Below are 1,958 nucleotides of genomic sequence, written 5' to 3'. Positions count from 1 at the left end.
CCCCACGGTGGGTCGTTTTCCGTTGCTGGACCGTGTTGACGTTCCTGTTGACCTTCGGAACCTGTCGATTGAGCAGCTGAAGCAGGTTGCGGACGAGCTTCGTGCGGAGACCGTGGACACGGTTTCGACGACGGGCGGTCATTTCGGGTCGTCGTTGGGCGTCGTGGAGCTGACGGTTGCGATCCACGCGGTGTTCGACACGCCGGACGACCGCGTGATCTGGGACGTGGGGCACCAGACCTACCCGCACAAGATTCTGACGGGCAGGCGCGAGCGCATCCGCACGCTGCGCCAGCCGGGCGGGCTTTCGGGCTTCACGCGCCGCTCGGAGAGCGAATACGACCCGTTTGGCGCAGCCCACTCCTCGACCTCGATCTCCGCAGGCCTGGGCATGGCGGTGGCGCACCATCTGCGCGCCGGGGACGATCCGTCCTACAGGGAGCGCAACGTCATCGCCGTGATCGGCGACGGCTCGATCTCCGCCGGCATGGCGTATGAGGCGATGAACAACGCCGCCGTGGCAGGACCCGGCGCGGAGCGTCTGATCGTCATCCTCAACGACAACGAGATGTCCATCGCGCCGCCGGTCGGCTCGATGTCGAACTACCTCTCGCGCCTGATGTCCTCGCGCCAGTTCATGGGACTGCGCGACCTCGCCGGGAAGTTCGTGAAGAAGTTGCCGGACCGGCTCGAGCGCACGGCCAAGAAGGCCGAGGAATACGCGCGCGGCATGATCACCGGCGGCACGCTGTTCGAGGAGCTGGGCTTCTACTACGTCGGCCCCGTCGACGGGCACGACATCAGCCAGCTGGTGCCGATCCTGCGCAACCTGCGCGACACGGACAACGGCCCGATCCTGCTGCACGTCATCACCGAGAAGGGCCGCGGCTACAAGCCCGCCGAGGCCGCAGGCGACAAGTACCACGCGGTCGCGAAGTTCAACATCGTGACCGGCGAGCAGAGCAAGGCCCCGCCCGGCCCGCCGTCCTGGACCAACGTGTTCGCCCGCGAACTGGTCCGCAGCGCCGAGCAGGACGACAGGATCGTCGCCATCACGGCGGCGATGCCGTCCGGCACGGGCCTCGACAAATTCGCCAGCAAGTTCCCCGACCGGTTCTTCGACGTCGGCATCGCCGAGCAGCACGCCGTGACCTTCGCCGCCGGCATGGCGACGGAAGGGCTGCGGCCGTTCTGCGCGATCTATTCGACGTTCCTGCAGCGCGCCTATGACCAGCTGGTCCACGACGTGGTGCTGCAGAACCTGCCGGTGCGCTTCGCCATCGACCGCGCCGGTCTTGTCGGCGCGGACGGAGCGACCCACGCGGGCTCCTTCGATCTGGCCTATCTCGGCTGCCTGCCGAACATGACGATCATGGCGCCGAGCGACGAGCTTGAACTGCTGCACATGACGGCGACGGCCGCCGCCTTCGACGAGGGCGCGATCGCGCTGCGCTACCCGCGCGGCAACGGCCTCGGGCTGGAGCTTCCGGCCGCGGGCTCGATCATCGAGATCGGCAAGGGCCGCATCGTGCGCGAGATGGGCGCGCAGTCCGGGCGCGAGAAAGGCGGCGTCGCCATCCTCAACCTCGGCCCGCGCATGGTCGAGGTGCTGAAGGCCGCCGACCAGCTCACAGCCCACGGCCTGCCGCCAACCGTCGCCGACGCGCGCTTCGCCAAGCCGCTGGACACCGCCCTGATCGAGCAGCTGGCGCGCAACCACGCGCTGCTGATCACCATCGAGGAAGGTTCGGAGTGCGGCTTCGGGGCGCTCGTCGCCCATCACCTGTCAAAGACAGGCCTGCTCGACAACGTCCGCCTGCGCACCATGACCCTGCCGGACAGGTTCATCGACCACGACAACCAGTTCGACCAATACAACACCGCAGAACTCAACGCCCCGCACATCGTCAAAACCGCACTCAACGCTCTCGGTATCAACTCAAACATAACCCAGAGCG

1 protein-coding gene is annotated in these 1,958 nt (G+C 67.2%); it reads left to right on the top strand.

Features of this window, described 5'->3' with window-relative positions:
* Positions 1 to 1,958, top strand: a 1,958-nt coding sequence (gene dxs, locus J2D73_RS20200) for a 1-deoxy-D-xylulose-5-phosphate synthase (RefSeq protein ID WP_207884206.1), incomplete at both ends; no start/stop codon positions are given.

This window comes from Acetobacter sacchari (assembly GCF_017377715.1).
In the GTDB taxonomy this organism is placed as follows: Bacteria; Pseudomonadota; Alphaproteobacteria; order Acetobacterales; family Acetobacteraceae; genus Acetobacter; species Acetobacter sacchari.
This window is presented reverse-complemented; position numbering and strand designations above follow the sequence as displayed.